The organism is Nocardia sp. NPDC050718 (assembly GCF_040654235.1).
Lineage (GTDB): Bacteria > Actinomycetota > Actinomycetes > Mycobacteriales > Mycobacteriaceae > Nocardia.
On the sequence record NZ_JBFAHQ010000001.1, the window covers coordinates 560878 to 577634 of the forward strand.

Annotated in this window: 16 protein-coding genes; 9 read left to right on the top strand and 7 right to left on the bottom strand. The window is 71.2% G+C overall.

The window, feature by feature from the left end; genetic code table 11:
- Nucleotides 1-27 precede the first annotated feature (27 nt).
- On the top strand, nucleotides 28-1038 hold the full coding sequence (gene fgd, locus AB0H54_RS02605) for a glucose-6-phosphate dehydrogenase (coenzyme-F420) (protein WP_355274550.1): 1011 nt from the start codon (nucleotides 28-30) through the stop codon (nucleotides 1036-1038).
- Here fgd and AB0H54_RS02610 read toward each other — a convergent pair.
- The 3 genes from AB0H54_RS02610 to AB0H54_RS02620 all read right to left on the bottom strand — a co-directional run bounded on the left by AB0H54_RS02610 (nucleotide 998) and on the right by AB0H54_RS02620 (nucleotide 2871).
- Entirely contained in the window at nucleotides 998-1900 is a 903-nt protein-coding gene (locus AB0H54_RS02610; protein WP_357342273.1) for a TIGR03619 family F420-dependent LLM class oxidoreductase, read from the bottom strand. The two genes, fgd and AB0H54_RS02610, sit on opposite strands and share 41 nt — an antisense overlap.
- A complete protein-coding gene (locus tag AB0H54_RS02615) occupies nucleotides 1888-2286 on the bottom strand; it encodes a MerR family transcriptional regulator (protein WP_357342274.1) in 399 nt (132 codons plus the stop codon). The genes AB0H54_RS02610 and AB0H54_RS02615 overlap by 13 nt, the downstream gene beginning before the upstream one ends.
- Nucleotides 2287-2364: 78 nt before the next feature.
- Nucleotides 2365-2871, bottom strand: coding sequence for a nitroreductase/quinone reductase family protein (locus AB0H54_RS02620; protein WP_357342276.1), 507 nt, complete (start codon nucleotides 2869-2871; stop codon nucleotides 2365-2367).
- A 74-nt stretch (nucleotides 2872-2945) separates the two neighbouring features.
- Between AB0H54_RS02620 and pta the strand changes: the two genes are divergently transcribed.
- Both pta and AB0H54_RS02630 read left to right on the top strand, forming a co-directional pair.
- Nucleotides 2946-5024, top strand: coding sequence for a phosphate acetyltransferase (gene pta / locus AB0H54_RS02625; RefSeq protein WP_357342278.1), 2079 nt, complete (start codon nucleotides 2946-2948; stop codon nucleotides 5022-5024).
- Between the two features lie 5 nt (nucleotides 5025-5029).
- Complete coding sequence (locus AB0H54_RS02630) at nucleotides 5030-6223, top strand: acetate kinase (RefSeq protein WP_357344172.1); 1194 nt, start codon at nucleotides 5030-5032, stop codon at nucleotides 6221-6223.
- Here AB0H54_RS02630 and AB0H54_RS02635 read toward each other — a convergent pair.
- The 3 genes from AB0H54_RS02635 to AB0H54_RS02645 are packed head-to-tail and all read right to left on the bottom strand — an operon-like array spanning nucleotide 6220 to nucleotide 11138.
- Nucleotides 6220-8691 carry a tetratricopeptide repeat protein gene (locus AB0H54_RS02635; protein ID WP_357342279.1) on the bottom strand — a complete coding sequence of 824 codons (2472 nt, stop codon included), beginning with the start codon at nucleotides 8689-8691 and terminating at the stop codon, nucleotides 6220-6222. The two genes, AB0H54_RS02630 and AB0H54_RS02635, sit on opposite strands and share 4 nt — an antisense overlap.
- Before the next feature lie 6 nt (nucleotides 8692-8697).
- Nucleotides 8698-9660 (bottom strand): glutamate ABC transporter substrate-binding protein, encoded by a 963-nt coding sequence (locus tag AB0H54_RS02640; RefSeq protein WP_357342281.1) that lies wholly within the window; start codon nucleotides 9658-9660, stop codon nucleotides 8698-8700.
- The gene (locus tag AB0H54_RS02645) at nucleotides 9657-11138 is read right to left on the bottom strand and encodes a hypothetical protein (RefSeq protein ID WP_355274528.1); all 1482 of its coding nucleotides are present in this window, start codon (nucleotides 11136-11138) and stop codon (nucleotides 9657-9659) included. Before AB0H54_RS02645 ends, AB0H54_RS02640 begins: the two co-directional genes overlap by 4 nt.
- A gap of 129 nt (nucleotides 11139-11267) precedes the next feature.
- Here AB0H54_RS02645 and AB0H54_RS02650 point away from each other — a divergent pair, with 129 nt between their 5' ends.
- Nucleotides 11268-11900, top strand: coding sequence for an NUDIX hydrolase (locus tag AB0H54_RS02650; RefSeq protein WP_357342283.1), 633 nt, complete (start codon nucleotides 11268-11270; stop codon nucleotides 11898-11900).
- A 5-nt stretch (nucleotides 11901-11905) separates the two neighbouring features.
- On the opposite strand, the gene thiE is transcribed toward AB0H54_RS02650, so the two are convergent.
- On the bottom strand, nucleotides 11906-12607 hold the full coding sequence (thiE, locus tag AB0H54_RS02655; protein ID WP_357342285.1) for a thiamine phosphate synthase: 702 nt from the start codon (nucleotides 12605-12607) through the stop codon (nucleotides 11906-11908).
- 79 nt (nucleotides 12608-12686) lie between these two features.
- Between thiE and thiO the strand changes: the two genes are divergently transcribed.
- The 5 genes from thiO to AB0H54_RS02680 all read left to right on the top strand — a co-directional run bounded on the left by thiO (nucleotide 12687) and on the right by AB0H54_RS02680 (nucleotide 16519).
- Nucleotides 12687-13769 carry a glycine oxidase ThiO gene (gene thiO / locus AB0H54_RS02660; RefSeq protein WP_357342287.1) on the top strand — a complete coding sequence of 361 codons (1083 nt, stop codon included), beginning with the start codon at nucleotides 12687-12689 and terminating at the stop codon, nucleotides 13767-13769.
- A complete protein-coding gene (thiS, locus tag AB0H54_RS02665) occupies nucleotides 13766-13981 on the top strand; it encodes a sulfur carrier protein ThiS (RefSeq protein ID WP_336087772.1) in 216 nt (71 codons plus the stop codon). The genes thiO and thiS overlap by 4 nt, the downstream gene beginning before the upstream one ends.
- Nucleotides 13974-14735 (top strand): thiazole synthase, encoded by a 762-nt coding sequence (locus AB0H54_RS02670; protein WP_355274516.1) that lies wholly within the window; start codon nucleotides 13974-13976, stop codon nucleotides 14733-14735. The genes thiS and AB0H54_RS02670 overlap by 8 nt, the downstream gene beginning before the upstream one ends.
- A 93-nt stretch (nucleotides 14736-14828) precedes the next feature.
- The gene (locus AB0H54_RS02675) at nucleotides 14829-15761 is read left to right on the top strand and encodes an ABC transporter ATP-binding protein (RefSeq protein ID WP_355274513.1); all 933 of its coding nucleotides are present in this window, start codon (nucleotides 14829-14831) and stop codon (nucleotides 15759-15761) included.
- A complete protein-coding gene (locus tag AB0H54_RS02680; RefSeq protein ID WP_357342289.1) occupies nucleotides 15761-16519 on the top strand; it encodes an ABC transporter permease in 759 nt (252 codons plus the stop codon). Before AB0H54_RS02675 ends, AB0H54_RS02680 begins: the two co-directional genes overlap by 1 nt.
- The last annotated feature ends 238 nt before the right edge of the window (nucleotides 16520-16757 follow it).

Below are 16757 nucleotides of genomic sequence, written 5' to 3' on the forward strand. Positions count from 1 at the left end.
ACGAAGCGAACGACAGGAGTGGCTGAGATGGTTGATCTCAAGCTCGGATACAAGGCATCGGCAGAGCAGTTCGGGCCGCGTGAGCTCGTCGAGCTGGCGGTGGCCGCCGAGGAACACGGTCTCGACAGCGCGACCGTCAGTGATCACTTCCAGCCGTGGCGGCACAACGGCGGGCACGCGCCGTTCTCGCTGGCCTGGCTGGCCGCTACCGGTGAGCGCACCGAGCGCATCATGCTCGGCACCTCCGTGCTCACCCCCACCTTCCGCTACAACCCGGCGGTGATCGCCCAGGCCTTCGCCACCTTCGGCTGCCTGTACCCGGGCCGGGTCATGCTCGGTGTCGGCACCGGTGAGGCGCTCAACGAGATCGCCACCGGCTACAAGGGCGAATGGCCCGATTTCAAGGAGCGGTTCGCCCGCCTGCGTGAATCGGTGTCGCTGATGCGCGCGCTGTGGACCGGCGAGCGTACCGATTTCGACGGCGAGTACTACCACACCGTCGGCGCCTCCATCTACGACGTGCCCAAGGGCGGCATCCCCGTCTACATCGCCGCGGGCGGCCCGGTCGTGGCCCGCTACGCCGGTCGCGCGGGCGACGGTTTCATCTGCACCTCGGGCAAGGGCATGGACCTCTACACCGAGAAGCTGTTGCCCGCCGTCGCCGAGGGCGCGGCCAAGGCCGAGCGCGACCTCGCCGGTATCGACAAGATGATCGAGATCAAGATCTCCTACGACACCGATCCCGAACTGGCGCTGCAGAACACGCGCTTCTGGGCCCCGCTGTCGCTGAGCGCCGAGCAGAAGCACGACATCACCGACCCGATCGAGATGGAGGCCGCCGCCGACGCGCTGCCGATCGAGCAGGTCGCCAAGCGCTGGATCGTGGCCAGCGATCCCGACGAGGCCGTCGCCCAGATCAAGCCCTACCTGGACGCGGGCCTCAACCACCTGGTCTTCCACGCCCCCGGCCACGACCAGCTGCGCTTCCTCGACCTCTTCAAGCGCGACCTGGCCCCGCGCCTGCGCGCCCTGGGCTGACCGCGAGCGCGAACCGCTCGGCCAGTTCCGACATCTCGTCGAACTGCCGGGCGGGTTCGCTCGCCGTCGCACCGACGACGATCCGCGTGACACCCTGGGAGGCAAGGCCTTCCACGCGTTCGGGTGGCATGTCGATCGAGCCCCAGCGGGTGTAGTCGAACGCCGCAGGGTCGCGCCCGGCCTCGATCGCGGTGTCGCGCACCAGCTTCCATTGCCTATCCCGCTCCAGCGGGGCGAGCATGCCGCTGGGGAACCAGCCGTCGCCGTGCAGGCCCGCCCGGCGCGCGGCGGCCCGGCTGGAACCGCCGACGTGGATCGGCAGCTGTGGGGTGCCGTAGGGCTTGGGATAGCTGGTCAGCTCGGCGAAATCGAAGAACTCGCCGTGGAATTCGACGCCGTCGCCGCCGCCGGACCACAGCGCCCGCAATGCCTGAATGGCCTCGTCGGCCCGCCTGCCGCGACTGCGATAGTCGACCCCGACGGCCGCCGCCTCGGCGGGCAGCGCGCCGAGCCCGACGGTGAGCAGGCGCATCCGGCCGCGCGAGAGCTGGTCGATGGTGGCCAGCCGTTTGGCCAGCACCACCGGATGCCGGTACGGCAGCAGCAGCACGCCGGTGCCGAGGAGCAGTCGGCTCGTCGACGCGGCGACGAAACTCAGCGTGTCGAGCGGGTCGACGAACGCCAGCGTCGGATCCAGTTCGATCGCGCCGACCGTCGCGCCGGGATGCAGCGCGATGTGGTCGGGCAGGTAGAGCCCTTCGAACCCGCACCGTTCGGCGTGCTGGGCGAAGGCGACGAGCCGATCGGGGTCGGTGCCGTAGAGCGGGGTGTTGTAGCTGATCGCGAACTTCACTGGACGCACGACCATCCGAGTGCGCAGGCGGGCTCGCCCGGCTCGGCGGCGAGAGCGTCGGCGAGCTGGGCGGCCAGCTGCCCACGGATGGCCGCTAGGCGCCGGGTGGCCGCGTCGACCTCGTCGAGTTTGCGGCGCAACTCCTCGACGGAATCGGGGCAGCCGTCGCCCGAGCCGTCGCCCGCCCGCAGGCAGGCGACGAACGGGTGCATGTCGGCCAGTTCGAAGCCGACGGTGCGCAGCGCGTGGATCTTGTGGACGACGCGCAGTTCGACCTCGTCGTAGACCCGGTAGCCGTTGCTGTCGCGGCGCGGTTCGACCAGCCCGTGCTGCTCGTAGTAGCGCAGCGCCCGAGCGCTGGAACCGGTGCGTTCCGCCAGTTCGCCGATCAGCATGCGACCTCCTCGATGACCGTGGCCGTCAAGGTAGACCTTGCCGCCGACGTCAACGCAAGAACGCCGCGGCGGCTCGGGCTATGCCCGGCGCAGGGCGAACATGCGCAGGTTGCGGGTGGTTCGGTCGCGGTAGGCGGCGTAGGCGCCGGTGATCTCGATGAAGCGGGCGAAGAGGGCTTCCTTCTCCGCGTCGGGGACCGGGGTGGCGACGACGGGGATGCGCTCGCCCGCGATGGCCACGGTGGCCGCCGGGTTCGCCAGCAGGTTCCCCGTCCAGGCCGGGTGATGCTCCTGGCCGAAGTTGGAGCCCACCACATAGAGGGTGTCGCCGTCGTGCACGTAGAGCAGCGGCTGGGTGCGCTGCGCGCCGGACTTGCGGCCGGTGGTGGTCAGCAGGATCACCGGGGCGCCGATCGGGCCGAGCACGGTGTACTTGGCGTCGGTCCGCTCGAGCAGGGCCCGATCCAGCGGGGTCACGGTGCGGATCAGCCAGGAACCCGGCTTCGTCGCGGCGAAACGATTGGCGGCGCGGGACAGGAGATTGGTGCGCGAACCCCACTGCCGATCCGGGAACTGCGATGTCATGGGCCGGACTATAACGCGGCCGATCGCGCCACACCGAACCCCCGAATCGCCATCGATTAACTAAGCTCGCGACCATGGTCGAACATGCCACGTCCACCGTGTACATCGCTTCACCCGAGGGTGACACCGGAAAATCCACCGTGGCGCTCGGCGTGCTCCAGATGGTGTGCGCGACCGCCGCGCGCGTCGGGGTGTTCCGCCCGATCACCCGCTCGACCGCCGAGCCCGACTACATCCTCGAGCTGCTGCTCGAGCACAGCACCGCCGATATCGGCTACGAGCAGGCCATCGGCGTCACCTACGAGGATGTGCACCGCGACCCCGACGCCGCGATCAGCGAGATCGTGATGCGGTTCCACGACGTCGCCAAGGCCTGCGACGCGGTGGTGATCGTCGGCAGCGACTACACCGATGTCGCCAGCCCGAGCGAGCTGCGCTACAACGCCCGCATCGCGGTGAACCTGGGCGCGCCGGTGTTGCTGGTGGTGCGTGGCGCCGACCGCACGCCCGCCGAGGTCAAGCAGCTGGTGGAATTGTGTTCGACCGAGCTGGCCGCCGAGCACGCCCAGCTGGTCGCCGTCGTCGCCAACCGCTGCGCGCCGGACGAGATCGACGAGATCGGCAGCGCCCTGGCCGGTTTCGAGGTGCCGTCGTGGACGCTGCCGGAGGTGCCGCTGCTGATGGCGCCGACCATGGGCGAGCTGTGCGGCGCCATCGACGGCGAGATCTACAGCGGCGACCCGGAACTGCTCCAGCGCGAGGCGCTGCGGATCATGGTCGGCGGCATGACCGCCGAGCACATCCTGGAACGACTATCCGACGGAGTGGTCGTGATCGCCCCGGGCGACCGCTCCGATGTTCTGCTCAGCGTGGTGAACGCCCATGAGGCGGCGGGCTTTCCGTCGCTGGCCGGGGTCATCATGAACGGCGGCATCCGCCCGCATCCGGCCATCGCGCGCCTGATGGAGGGCCTGCACCCCAAACTGCCGATCCTCACCACCGAACTCGGCACCTACGACACCGCCAGCGCGGTGCACCGCACCCGCGGCCGGATGTGGGCGGGCAGCCCGCTCAAGGTGGACACGGCGCTGGCGCTGATGGAAGAGCGCGTCGACGCGCCGGAACTGTTGCGGCGCATCCAGGTACCGCCGTCGAACGTGGTCACCCCGCAGATGTTCGAATACCGGCTGATCGAGCGGGCCAGGGCCGATCGCAAGCGGATCGTGCTGCCCGAGGGTGACGACGACCGCATCCTGCGCGCCGCGGGCCGGGTCTTGCAGCGCAAGATCGCCGACCTCACCATCCTCGGCGACGAGACCGCGGTGCGCGCCCGCGCCGCCGAACTCGGCGTCGACATCGCCGCCGCGCAGGTGCTCGACCCGCGCACCTCCGGCTACCTCGACGAATTCGCCGCCGAATACACCGAATTGCGCAAGCACAAGGGCATGACGCTCGAGCGCGCCCGCGAAACCATGGCCGACATCTCGTATTTCGGCACCATGATGGTCTACAAGGGGATCGCCGACGGCATGGTCTCCGGCGCCGCGCACACCACCGCGCACACCATCCGGCCGTCCTTCGAGATCATCAAGACGGTGCCCGGCGTGGCCACCGTGTCGAGTGTGTTCCTGATGTGCCTGGCCGATCGCGTTCTCGCCTACGGTGACTGCGCCGTGGTCCCCGATCCGACCTCGGAACAGCTCTCCGATATCGCGATCTCCTCGGCGGGCACCGCGGCCCGGTTCGGGATCGACCCGCGGGTGGCGATGCTGTCGTACTCGACCGGGTCCTCGGGGTCCGGCGCCGATGTCGACAAGGTCCGGGTCGCCACCGAGCTCGTGCGGGAACGCGCACCGGAACTGCCGGTGGAGGGTCCGATCCAGTACGACGCGGCGATCGAGCCGACGGTGGCCAGCACCAAGCTCCCTGATTCCGAGGTGGCCGGGCGGGCAACGGTTTTCGTCTTCCCCGACCTCAATACCGGCAACAACACCTACAAGGCCGTGCAGCGCAGCGCGGGCGCGGTCGCGATCGGCCCGGTGCTGCAGGGTCTGCGCAAGCCGGTCAACGACCTCTCGCGCGGCGCGCTCGTCGCCGACATCGTGAACACCGTGGCGATCACCGCCATCCAGGCCCAGGGAGAAGACGCTTGAGCGACATGGTTTTGGTGCTGAACTGCGGCTCCTCCTCCATCAAATACCAGCTGCTGCACGCGGGCTCGGCCGAAGTGCTGGCCTCCGGGCTGGTCGAGAAGATCGGTGAGTCGCACGGCGGGCGGATCGTGCACGAGTGCGGTGACCGCAAGCTGGTGCACGAGGGCGTCATCGCCGATCACCGGGCCGGTCTGCGCCGGGCGTTCGAGATGTTCCAGGAGACCGGCATCGACCTGACCACGATCGGCATCGGCGCGGTCGGGCACCGGGTGGTGCACGGCGGCGAGGTGTTCTGGCAGCCGACGCTGATCACCGACGAGGTGCTGCGCACCATCGACGAGCTGTCGGTCCTTGCACCGCTGCACAACCCGGCCAATGTGGTCGGCATCGAGTCGACCAGGGAACTGCTGCCCGGCATCCCGGAGGTCGCGGTGTTCGACACCGCCTTCTTCCACACGCTGCCGGAGGCGGCCAAGACCTACGCGATCGACGCGAAACTGGCTGCCACGCACGGTGTCCGCAAGTACGGCTTCCACGGCACCTCGCACGAGTATGTGTCGGCGAAGGCCGCCGAATATCTGGGCAGGCCGGTCGGGGGGCTGAACCAGATCGTCTTCCACCTCGGCAACGGGGCGTCGGCCTCGGCCGTGGCCGGGGGCGTCGCGATCGACACCACCATGGGTATGACCCCGCTGGAGGGCCTGGTGATGGGCACCAGGCCGGGTGATCTCGACCCCGGGATCATGCCGCACCTGATGAATGTCGCCGGGCTGGATCTGCCTGCGGTCGAGCAGCTGCTCAACCGCAACTCCGGCATCAAGGGCCTGTCCGGGGTGAACGACTTCCGCGAGCTACAGCAGCTCATCGACAACGGCGACGCCGCCGCGAAACTGGCCTACGACGTCTACATCCACCGCCTGCGCCGCTACCTCGGCGCGTACCTGGTGGAACTCGGCGGCGTCGACGCCATCGTCTTCACCGCGGGCGTGGGGGAGAACAGCGCGTCGGTGCGCGCGGACGCCCTCGCCGGCCTGGCGAACCTCGGCATCGAGGTCGACCCGGTCCGCAACGAGACCAGAACCCCCGGCGTCCGGCACATCTCGCCGGAATTCGCGCCGGTGCACGTGCTGGTGGTGCCGACCAACGAGGAACTCGCGATCGCCAGGGCCGCATACGCGCTGGTCGGCGGTTCCGCCTAGAACCAGGACTTCGCGCGCAGCGAGTTGGCCAGGTCGACCAGGGCGTAGCGGTGCACGCGATCGGGCGCGTTGCGGGCCAGCGCGCGCAGGCCGGTCTCGGTGCCGTCGCGCAGATCGCGTTCGTCGAAGGGGCGGCCGAAGAGCTTGGCGTCCTTGCGCTTCGGGGTGTTCCCGGCCTGTAGCCAGGCCAGTGCCGTGCCCTGCACCAGGGTGCGCATGAGGGTGGATCGGTGCTCGCCGGGCGGGATGGACTGGGCGCGCGAGGCGGCCAGGCGCAGCACCTGCTCGTCGAGTCGGTCGACGGGGGCGCTGGTGAGCAGCAACAGGATCGCAGTGGTCTGGGCGGTGGTGAAGTGCCGCGAGGCCGCGGGGACGTCGTCGAGGGCGTGCACCGCCTCGCCGACCCGGCCCGCCACCGCCAGCTGCCTGGCCAGGCCGAAAGCGGCGCTCACGACGGCGCGGTCGGTGCGCCACACGGTGTCGTAGTAGCGCTCGGCGAAGGCTCGCCACTGTTCGGGGGCGTCGGAATCCCAGTGCTGCAGAATCAGTTCCGCGGTGGCGGCCAGGGCCAGCTTGGGCGCGATCTCGCCGGGCAGCACCCGCAGCACCGCCTCGAAGGCGGCGAAGGCGGCCTCGTAGTCGAGTTCGAGCAGGTGCGCCTGACCCGTGAACCAGTCGGCGCGCCAATCGGATTCGCCGGAGACACGGTCGAGCAGGTGCAGCACCGCGGCCGATTCGCCGAGTTCGAGGCGGGCGCGCGCCTCGGCGAAGACCAGTTCGCCCGCCAGGGTCTCCGGCGCGTTGTCCGGGTCGGCCTCGGCGCGTTCGCGGGCCTCGTGCAGGGCCTCCAGCACCCGCTCCGGGTCCAGGTTCGCGGTCGCGGCCAGCAGCGGCGCCGACGGATCGGCCGGGTCGATCAGCGGAATCGGGAGCGCGGCCACCACATCACCGGAGTCGAGCAGCGGTGAGCGGCCGACGCCGTCGAGGTAGGAGTCGGTCTGGCTGATCAGTTCCTCGGTGCCGAAGCTGGTGCGCTGGGGACTGAACACGGTGGACAGCTGGGGATGCTCGGCGCCGGTGTCGTAGGCCAGGATCTCCCGCAGCACCCCCGCCAGCTGGGCCGACATCGCCCGCGCCGACGGAAACCGCCGGGCCGGATCGGGGTCGGTGGCGGTGAGCAGGAACCGGTGGAAGAACTCGTAGCGGGCCAGCAGCGGCTCGTCGGCGGGGTCGGGGATGCCGTCGAGGTAGCGGCCGTGCTCGGTGGGCAGCGCCAGGGTGAGCGCGGCCAGGGTCCGGCCGACCGTGTGCACGTCGGAGGCCGGGGTCGGACCGGTCCTGGCGATCTCGGGCGCCTGGAAGCCCTTGGTGCCGTAGAGGTTTCCGTAGGCCTCGATGGTGGCGACCGCGCCCAGGTCGATCAGCTTCACCTGGTCCTCGGTGATCATCACGTTGTCGGGCTTGAGATCGTTGTAGGTCAGGCCGATCGAGTGCAGGTGGTCCAGCGCGGGCAGGATCTCCAGCACGTAGGCGATGGCCTCGGCCAGCGGCATCCGCTCGCCGACGGGCTTGGCGTCGAGGATGTCGCGCAGCGAGTGCCCGCCGACGTACTCCATGACGATGTAGCCGGTGCTCGATCCGTCGCCTGCGGTGTGCTCGACGAAGTTGTGGATCTTGACGATGCTCGGATGCGCCACCTCGGCCAGGAACTGGCGCTCGGCCACCGCGACTGCCTGCGCCTCGGCGTCACCGGCGTGCAGCAGGCCCTTGAGCACCACCCACCGGTCGCTGACATTGCGGTCGATGGCCAGGTAGATCCAGCCGAGCCCACCGTGGGCGATACAGCCCTGGATCTCGTACTGCCCGGCGACCATGTCGCCCTCGTGCAGCGACGGCCGGAAATCGTAGGCGGCGCCGCAGGTGGCGCACTGCCCGGCCGAGGTCCCGGCGTGCGTCGCGGTCGAGCGGCCGACCGGGTCGCCGCAGCGCCAGCAGAACCGCCTGCCCTCCGAGACCACCGGATCGGCCAGCACCGCCTCGCGCGGGTCGGCCGGGGTGACGGTGGGGATCGGCACCAGGCCGGCGCCGAGCCTGCGGGTGGGGCGCGACCTGGCGGTGCGCACACTGCGCCCGGACCTCGACGTGCTCGGCCCGGTCTGCGCGCCGGAGGGCCAGGCGGCGTCGCCGGAACCGGATCGGGGCGGGGTCGCCTGGGTGCCGGGCGGTTCGGTCACCGCGTGCGCGGCGCGCTGGGTGGCCGGTGGCTGGTCCGGTGCGGCCGGCCTGACCGCGATCTCGGTAGGCGCGTGCGGCGCCTGGATCGGTAGCGGCATGGTCTCGTCGTCGGCCGGAGCGGGCGGCAGCGTCCAGCCGCCGGGCAGCTCGCCTTCGGGCCGGTGGGTCAGCTGGGTCGGTTCCTGCCGCGCCGGATCCTCCTGCGCCGGTTCACCGTTCGTCGGTGTGGTCATCGTCGATCAGTCCTGGTACTTCGGAGCGGGCGGGCTCGGCGTCTCGCCGAGGGAGGCGAGCCAGCGGCGGTGGATGCGCGTCCAGGTGCCGTCGTTGCGGATGCGCTCCAGGGTGGCGTTGACGAAGCGGACCAGGTCGTCGTCGCCCTTCGGGATGCCGATGCCGTAGGGCTCGGCGCTGATGCTCTCGCCGACGACCTCGGTGTAGGGGTCCTGCGCGGCCAGGCCGGCCAGGATCGCGTCGTCGGTGCTCACCGCGTCGACCTGGCGCTGTTGCAGCACCACCAGGCAGTCCGCCCAGGTCGGCACCGTCAGGATGGTGGCGGCGGGCTGATCGCGGCGGATGTGGTCGAGCGAGGTGGTGCCGCGCACCACGCACACCCGCTTGCCCGCCAGGTCGGCCAGGCTGTTGATGCCGGAGTTCTTCACCGCGAGCACGCGCTGGTCGGCGCGCAGGTACACGGTGGAGAAGGCCACCCGCTGGCGGCGCTCGCAGGTGATCGTCATCGTCTTGGCGATCAGGTCGACGGTGTGATCCTGCAGCGCCCGTTCGCGCTCTTCCGAAGCGAGGCTGCGGTATTCGATCAGATCGGGGTTGCCGAGCAGGTCGCGCGCGATCTCGCGGGCGATGTCGGCGTCGAAGCCGACGATCCGGCCGGTCAGCGGGTCGCGGAAGCTGAACAGGTTGCTGCCGGCGTCGAGGCCGACGATCAGCCTGCCGCGGGCGCGGATGGCGTCGATCGTCGGACCGCGCGAGGTGCTGGGGCGCAGGCTGGCCGTCGGGTCGCCGCACTGCTCGCCGCCGCGGGCGGGCACCGGTGTGTCGGTGCCGATCGGGATCGCCTTGGCGGGCAGGGGCGGTTCGGAGTAGACGCTGTTGTCGTCCGGTGCCGGGGTGCTGTCGGCGCAGCCGCCGAGCAGCGCCGCCGCCGTGAGCAGCAGCGCCGCGGCGATCCGCCCGCGCCTCACCGGTACTCCCGCAGCCGGGGCCAGAGCCCGAGCGCGACGCAGACCGCCGCGACGATGCCGAGGACGAACGCGCCGGGGGCGAGGAAGGCCAGCACGTCGATGGCCTGGGAGACCTTGTCGCGCAGGGTGTCCCTGGTCGCCGCGGCGGCCTTGTCCAGGGCGCGGTCGATCGCGTCGACCTGGGCGGCCGCGTCGGCGGCGCTCGGTCCGGTGGCGACCGCGGCGGCGCCGGTGAAATCGCCGCGCGCGAGGGTGTCGTTCATCCGCTGATGCGCGGACTGCCAGCGCGCGAGCGCGGCGCGGGCGTCGGCGACCTCGGTGCGCGCCGGCGCGTCCTGGGGGTAGCCGGCGAGCAGTTCGGTGAGCCGGGTGGTGTTGGTGTCGAAGATGCGGTCGTAGTCGCCGGTGGCGTCGCGGCGGACCAGCTTGACCATCTCCGCCGACCTGGCCTGCTGCACCAGGATGCGGCTCTCGGCCAGCCGGGCGGCGGGCACCGCGCCCTGGTCGCGGCAGCGCATCATCGACACCGCCGACACCGAGCCCGCGGCCACCGTCCACACCAGCGTCAGCGCGAGCGCGCCGGTGCCGATCAGCAGACCCATGTTGAACACCCGGCGCGAGCGCTTGGCCAGCTCCACCTGGACCCAGAGCAGGGCGCCGAGGGTCGCCATCAGCAGGACGATCGCGGGCCACGGCGGCAGCACGTGCCGGTGCTGGGCGGCGGTGACCGCGTCGAGGCGGTGGTTCTCCAGCTCCTCGGCCATCGGCAGCAGCGTCGTCTGCATCTGGTGCGACGCCTCGCTGAGATAGGCGGCGCCGACCGGGTAGCCGTTGCGGTTGTTGGCGCGCGCGGTCTCGATCAGGCCGGTGTAGACCGGCAGCCCGGTCGCGATGCCGGTGCGGAGCTTGCGATCGGTGCCCGACGGGTCGGCGGCCTCCTCGACGGAGATATGCCCGGCCTGGGTCACCAGTTCGGCGGCGGCCTCGCCGATGGCCTGGGTGTAGCGGTCGCGCACGGCCTTCGGCTCCAGCCCGCCCGCGATGAACGCGGTGCCCGCGGCGGCGTCGGCGATGGAGAGCGAGGTGTAGAGGTGATTGGCCGAGTGAGCGTCGGGTTCGGTGTCGTCGAGCAGGACGCCGAGAGCTTGCTGGCGGTCGCTGACGGTCGTCGAAGTCACCGCGCCCGCCGTGACGCAGAGCACCATCAGCACCAGTCCGGCAGCCACCAGCCGGCCCGGCGACGATTGCACGAAGCCGCGCATCCGGGCGGGGTGGAACTGCGCACGCAGCGCCTTCACATCCGGCGCGGGCGGCCGGTCGACGACGATCGCCGGTTTCCGCAACGCGGCGCGGCGGCCCGTCACCGGCTCGGCCGCGGCCGCCACCGAGCCCTGTGCACCCTGCGTGGCCTGCGACGACGGGCCGGAACGAACGGCCGCGACCTCGGTCGAGGCATCGCGATTCCCGGGTTCGACCATCGTTCACCTCCCCGTGCTGTCCGCGCACCCCTCGTGGTGCGGAGTTTATTGTGGTCCTACCGGTGGCGCAGCCCCTCAGACACTCCCGAAGCGGTTGCTGCTCGGCTGCTACGGAGGAAAGAGTATTGGATGCGCGGTGACGGAGACGGCTGGTCGAACAGTCCGGGCGGAGTTCGGCACTGGGGCAAGTACGGCGCGGCGGGTTTGTTGCTGCGCGCGCCGCTGCCCCGGGGTGGGTCGGCGGTGCTGCTACAGCACCGGGCGCCGTGGAGTCATCAGGGCGGTACCTGGGCGATCCCGGGCGGCGCGCGCGATTCCCACGAGAGCGCCGAGCACGCCGCGGTCCGGGAGGCCTGGGAGGAAGCGGGCATCACCGCCGACGCGCTGCGCGTGCGCGCCGAACGGCTGACGATGACCGCGCCGAGCGGCTGGACCTACACCACCGTGCTGGCCGACGCCGAGTTCCCGCTGCCCACCGTCGCCAACAAGGAGAGCTCCGAGCTGGTCTGGGTGGCCGAGGACGAGGTCGACGACCTCCCGCTGCACCCGGGTTTCGCCGCGGCGTGGGTGGAGCTGCGCGCGGTGCCGCTGCGTCTGCGCTTCGCCGCCGAGCCCGTCGCCGACCTGCCTCGGACCGTCGAACTCGCCGATCGCGGGTTCTTCTGGCTGCACGCGCAGACCGACGGACCCGGCGACGAGGTGACCATCGGCCCGGAGCCCAGCGATGACCTGGCCGAGGCGCTCACCGCGCTGCTGACCTGAATTCGTTATCCCGCCGCGGCGACCAGCGCCTGCTTGAGCTCGCGCGCCGCCGCCTCCGGATCGGCGGCCGCGGTGATCGCGCGGACCACGACGATCCGGCGCGCACCGGCGGCGAGCACCTCGGGCAGGCGTTCGGTGTCGATGCCGCCGATCGCGAACCACGGCATCGTCGGGTGCCCGTCGGCGGTGGAGCGCACCAGGTCGATGCCCGCCGCCTGGCGGCCCGGCTTGGTCGGGGTCGTCCAGATCGGGCCGGTGCAGAAGTAGTCGAGATGACCGTCGATCGCCGCCAGGCCCGCCTGGGCGCGACTGTGGCTCGACCGGCCGATGACGACGTCGGGGCCGAGGATGCGGCGGGCGTAGGCGGGCGGGAGATCGCCCTGTCCGAGATGCAGGACGTCGGCGCCGGCGGCCAGCGCGATATCGGCGCGGTCGTTCACCGCGAGCAGCGCGCCGTGCCTGCGGGTCGCGGCCTTGATCTCGGCGAGCGCGCCGAGCTCGGCCTTGGCCTCCAGCGGGCCGAACTCGGCCTCACCGGGCGACCCCTTGTCGCGGAGCTGGACGATGTCGACGCCACCGGCTAGCGCGGCATCGACGAAACGGGCCAGATCGCCCTTCTCCCGGCGCGCGTCGGTGCACAGATACAGCAGCGCGTTCGACAGGCGCTCCCTGGGCGGGACGGAACGATTCGGATGGGAGGGCTGCACAGTGTCGACGGTAGTCGCGCTACCGTGGAGACGCGAACGCCGAGGCGTTCGGTAGGCGGAAAAAGACAGGTGGAACGTGATGCGGACTCTGGCGGTCGTTGGCGGCGGCGCCGTCGGACTCGCTGTCGCATGGCAGGCCGCCGAGGCGGGCTGGACCGTCACCGTCTTCGATCCGGCGCCCGGCTCGGGCGCGTCGTTCGTGGCGGGCGGCATGCTCGCGCCGCTGTCGGAAGGCTGGCCGGGGGAGGACCGGGTGCTGGCCTTCGGCGCCGCCGCGCTGGCCGCCTGGCCCGCCTTCGCCGAGCGGCTGCGTGCGATCACCGGTGAGTCGGTGTTCGTCGCCGAGGAGACGCTCACCGTCGCCCTCGACGGCGCCGATGCCGCCGACCTGCGTACCGTCGCCGGTTGGCTCGCCGGATTCGGTCACGACCTGCGCGTCCTCGACCGGGCCGGGGTGCGGGCGCTCGAACCGGCGCTGGCCCGCACCGTGCGTGCCGGGCTGCTGGCCACCACCGAACCCGCCGTCGACAATCGCCGGGTGCTGACCGCCCTGCGCGCCGCCTGCGCCGGCGCCGGGGTGCTGATCCGGACCGAAGCCGTCACCGCCCTCGCCGACCTGCCACACGACCGGGTCGTGCTCGCGGCGGGCGCGCACTCCGCCGAGCTGTGGCCCGGGCTGCCGGTGCGCCCGGTCAAGGGCGAGATCCTGCGCCTGCGGCACCGGCCGGGCGTGCAACCGGCGCCGAGCCGGGTGATCCGGGCCAGGGTGCACGGCAGGCAGGTCTATCTGGTGCCGCGCGCGGACGGGATCGTCGTCGGGGCGACCCAATACGAGGCCGGGTTCGACACCGCGGTGACCGTCGGCGGGGTCCGCGACCTGATCGCCGACGCCGAGGCGATCCTGCCCGGCATCGCGGAATACGAACTGGCCGAGGCGAACGCGGGCTCGCGGCCGGGCACCCCCGACAACCTGCCCTTGCTCGGCGCGCTCGACGACCGGGTCGTCGCCGCCACCGGCCACGGCCGCAACGGCATGCTCACCCTCGCGCTCACCGCGACCCTCGTCCCCGGACTGCTCGACGCCGAGTCGTCCGCCATCGCGGAGATCGCATCACCGCAACGCTTTCCGGCGCTGCGGCTGTCCCCAGGAGGAGTTCGATGACCTCGACCATCCCGATCGGCGTCACCGTCAACGGTGTCGACCACGAGTTCGCCGAGCCGCTCAGCATCCGCGACTTGCTGACCAGGCTCGAACTGCCGTGTCAGGGCGTTGCCCTCGCGGTCGACGGCGCGGTGTTCCCGAAGTCGCGCTGGGACGAGCCGGTCGGCCGTGGCTGGACCATCGAGGTGCTGACGGCGGTGCAGGGTGGCTGAGCCGGCACCGCTGCGGATCGCGGACAAGGAGTTCGGCTCGCGCCTGATCATGGGCACCGGCGGCGCCGAGAACCTGGCCGTCCTCGAAGAGGCCCTGATCGCCTCCGGCACCGAGCTCACCACCGTCGCCATGCGCCGGGTCGACGCGGCGGGCGGCACGGGCGTGCTCGACCTGCTCCAGCGCCTCGGCATCACCCTGCTGCCCAATACCGCGGGCTGCCGCACCGCCGCCGAGGCCGTGCTCACCGCGCAGCTGGCACGCGAGGCGCTGGAGACGAACTGGGTCAAGCTCGAGGTCGTCGCCGACGAGCGCACCCTGCTGCCCGACCCGTTCGAGCTGCTCGACGCCGCCGAACAGCTGGTCGACGCCGGTTTCGTCGTCCTGCCCTACACCAACGACGACCCGGTGCTCGCCCGCAGGCTCGAGGACGCGGGCTGCGCCGCGGTGATGCCCCTCGGCGCCCCCATCGGCACCGGCCTCGGCATCGGCAACCCGCACAACATCGAGATGATCGTGGCCGCCGCTGGCGTGCCGGTCATCCTCGACGCGGGCATCGGCACCGCCAGCGACGCCGCCCTCGCCATGGAACTGGGCTGCTCGGCCGTCCTCCTGGCGACCGCCGTCACCAGGGCACGCGACCCGGAACTGATGGCCTCGGCCATGGCCGCCGCCGTCCGCGCCGGCTACCTGGCCCGCGAGGCGGGCCGCATCCCCAAGCGCTTCTGGGCTCAGGCTTCCTCCCCAGCCCGGTAGTCCCCGTCTCGGGGTCGGGTCATCCTCGAGGATGACCCGACTCGCGACCTCACGGCGACGCGCTCGCCATCTTCGTGCGGCAAGCTGGGGCGCATGATCGAGCTGAAGGGCCTGACGAAGCAATTCGGCCAGACCGTCGCGGTGCAGGACCTCTCGTTCACCGTCCATCCCGGACAGGTGACGGGGTTCCTCGGACCCAACGGTGCCGGTAAATCGACGACCATGCGGATGATCCTCGGCCTGGACCGGCCGACCTCGGGCACCGCGCTGATCGACGGCAAGCGCTACGAGGATCTGGAGCGTCCGCTGACCCAGGTCGGCGCGCTGCTGGATGCCAAGTGGGTGCATCCGAACCGATCGGCGCGCGCGCACCTGGAGTGGCTGGCCGCCTCCAACGACCTCCCCAAGTCCAGGGTCGAGGAGGTGCTGCGGCTGGTCGGCCTGTCCGAGGTGGCCGGCAAGAACGCCGGCGGCTTCTCGCTGGGTATGTCCCAGCGGCTCGGCCTGGCCGGCGCGCTGCTCGGTGACCCCAAGGTGCTGCTGTTCGACGAGCCGGTCAACGGCCTCGACCCCGAGGGCATCCTCTGGATCCGCCGCTTCATGCAGCGCCTGGCCGCCGAGGGCCGCACCGTGCTGGTGTCGAGCCATCTGCTCTCGGAGATGGCCCAGACCGCCGAGCACCTGATCGTCATCGGCCGTGGTCAGCTCATCGCCGACACCACCACCAAGGACTTCATCGACCGCGCTTCCGAGCAGTCGGTCCGGGTCCGCAGCCCGCAGCTGGACCAGCTGCGCAGCCTGCTCACCTCGCACGGCATGACCGTGCGGGAAGAGGGTGACGCCGCGCTGATCGTCGCCGGGGTGACCAGCGACGAGGTCGGCAAGGTGGCGGGCACCAACAACGTCACGCTCTACGAGCTGGCGCCGCAGCAGGCGTCGCTCGAGGAGGCGTTCATGCGGATGACCGGCGGCGCCGTGGAGTACCACGGCGCGGGCCTCGACCAGGTGATGGGAGGTGCGCTCTGATGGGCGTGCTCGCTGCGGAACGAATCAAGCTCACCTCGACCCGGTCGCCCTGGTGGTGCTCGGCGATCGTCGTGCTCCTCGGCATCGGCCTCGCCGTGCTGATCGCCCTGGTCACCAAGGCCGAGAACACCCAGCCGGGGGACGTGCCGACGCTGCTCACCCCGAGCGTGGTGGTCTCCGGTGTCTCCGGCTTCGGCGTGATGGTGCTGATGATCATGGCCGCGCTGACGGTCACCAGCGAATACCGCTTCGGCGTCATCCGCGCCAGCTTCCTCGCGGTGCCGAACCGCACGAAGGTGGTGCTGTCCAAGACGGGCCTGGTCGGTGGGTACGCGGCGGTGCTGACCGGCGTGCTCGCGCTGATCGCCTTCGTGGTGGCCAAGTTGTTCGTCGGTGACGACGCGCCGGAGCTGGTGCTCGACGGCAACTGGCGCGCCATCTACGGCATCCCGATCTACGCCTTCCTGTGCGTGGTGCTCGCCATCGGCGTCGGCGTGCTGGTGCGCCAGTCCGCCGCCGCGATCTCGCTGATCGTGCTGTGGTCGCTGCTGCTGGAGGGTCTGCTCGGCGCGTTCGGCAGCTTCGGCCGTACCGTCAAGCCGTTCCTGCCGTTCCAGAACGCCAACCGATTCCTGACCGTCGAGGACGTTTCGGGCAACTGGCACTGGGGCGTGTGGGGCAGTCTGATCTACTTCGCTGTGTTCGTGGCGATCGTGTTCGCCGGTGCCTTGGTGATGATCAACCGCCGAGACGCCTGACAAACGTCCCGGGCTGCCCTCGCAGATGCCCGGGACCGCCCTCGGCGTCCGCTGCCCGGACGCCGAGGGCTTCTTTTCGTCTGGAAGAGCAGCGGGCCGGAACAGGTACGATCTGGGCGTGAGTGAAACGCCTTCTGGCGGGGTTGATCCGCGGCGGCGTGACGCTGCCGCGGAGGTGGTTATCCCGTTGGAGCCCACCGAAAATGAGCGGTCCGAGACGTCGGACGCCGACGATGCC